Genomic DNA, 1,463 nt, shown 5'->3' with positions numbered 1-1,463 from the left:
CAGCACCCACATTAAAACCTGCTATTTCTGAATACTCTTCACTTCTGGCGGTTAAGAAAACCATAAATGTATTCTTGAATTCGGGTATTGCACGCATTAAACGGCAAGCCTCAATTCCATCCATTTTAGGCATCATAATATCCAGAATAATCAAATCCGGATGCACCTTTTTCGCAACAGTAATTCCTTCTTGGCCATTGGTAGCTGTGAAAACCTGATAACCCTCTTTTTTAAGGTTATATTCAATAAGCTCCAGAATATCTGGTTCATCATCAACAATTAATATTTTCTGACCTGCGTTGTTCATAGTTAAATATTTGTTACGAAAGTAGTGTCTATGATGCAATATTTAGTTAAGCCTAAGTTAAGAAATTGTTAATTACTTAAATTAGTTTAACATGGATTTTGTTTTAAAGTAACGTTTTAGCTAAAAACGTTTCTAATTCGTCGCCACGCAGGTTTTTAGCAATTATTTTCCCAGAGGGATCAACTAAGTAAGAAGTTGGGATAGCCTGTACCTGGTATTTTTTTACGGTTGCTCCGTTAAAATCTTTTAATTCGGAAACGTGCGCCCAGGTTAATCCATCTGCTTTCACCGCACCTAACCATGCAGCCTTGTCGGTGTCTAACGAAATGCCGATGATATCAAAGTTCTTATTTTTATATTTATTGTAAACCTTAACCACGTTCGGATTTTCCTGACGGCAAGGCTGGCACCATGATGCCCAAAAATCAATCAGTACGTATTTTCCCTTATAGTCTGATAAACTTACAGGTTTGTCGTCAGCTGTATTAATGGTGAATGCCGGAGCAACCTGCCCTACCTGAACTGCTTTTAAAAGTGCCATCTGTTTTACAAAAGTATCAACTGTGGCATTGCCTTTAATTTCTTCTTTCACTTCATCCGCAAATTGTACCAGTTCTGCTTCAAATTCCTGCGGACTCAAAGTATTCATGGCATAGAAACTGGCAAGCGTACCTTTATTGTCTTTAGCAAATTTTATGATCTGCGTATTTAATTGATTGATATACGATTCGTACTGAGGTTTCATTGCTTCTAGCACAGCTGCCCTGTTTTGAGGTTGTGTTGCTACTTTTGCCTCGAAATCGGCCTGTAGTTTTTCTACCTGTTTGGCAAAGTTGTTTCTAATCGTATTTAGTTCTGATAATTTTTCTACCTCATTTGCCCCCGAAATTTTATATGCCATTGTTTTGTCGGCTAAATCAGCTTCTAATTTAATGTCGTCGCCATTTTTTGCAATTAACATAAACTCATGATTACCTACAGATACCCTAAAGAAATCAACCGATGGGGTTTTGCGGATGAATTTAAATTCACCTTTTTCTGATAGATTGGTAGAATCGATTGCAACCATATTGCTATTTTGCATCCCATATAAAAATACTTTCTTCTCCGTGCCTGGGTTTTGAAAAGTTCCGTCAATCGTAAAGCTATCTTTGGG

Annotated in this window: 2 protein-coding genes; both read right to left on the bottom strand. The window is 37.3% G+C overall.

All coding sequences use genetic code 11. The features are described 5' to 3' along the window. On the bottom strand, positions 1–307 hold a 307-nt coding region (locus AC1DND_RS27710), incomplete at its 3' end, for a response regulator (protein WP_477586055.1). A gap of 103 nt (positions 308–410) precedes the next feature. Continuing rightward, on the bottom strand, positions 411–1,463 hold a 1,053-nt coding region (locus AC1DND_RS27705), incomplete at its 5' end, for a redoxin domain-containing protein (protein ID WP_477586053.1).

This window comes from Pedobacter sp. 01N416 (assembly GCF_056399685.1).
Note: the sequence above shows the minus strand (reverse complement) of the source record. Positions and strands in the feature narration are given on the sequence as shown.